Annotated in this window: 1 protein-coding gene; it reads right to left on the minus strand. The window is 52.7% G+C overall.

Annotation, left to right across the window (positions count from 1 at the left end; all coding sequences use genetic code 11):
• Positions 1 to 232 (minus strand): hypothetical protein (locus Q4563_RS20590; protein WP_442903830.1); only part of this gene is annotated, 232 nt, incomplete at its 3' end.
• Between the last annotated feature and the right edge of the window lie 30 nt (positions 233 to 262).

Consider the following 262-nt stretch of genomic DNA (forward strand, 5'->3'; position numbering starts at 1 on the left):
TGCCAATACGGTCGGTAGGCTTGCTGATCTGGATAGGTTTGCGGTTCGGCGGCAAGGCAGTACCGTAGTAGATATCGTGCATGCCTTCCAGACCAGCACTTTGAGCGCTGTTGACTTCCAGAATGATGTGGTCAGCTTGTTCGATCCAGGTCTTGTTGTTACCAACCGCAGAGGAAGGGATCAGGCGACCATCTTCAAGTACACCAGTGACTTCGATGACGGCAATGTTCATTTTGCCAAGGAAGCCGGACCAGGCGTACTG

The sequence above is a fragment of the Gilvimarinus sp. 1_MG-2023 genome, from assembly GCF_030548285.1.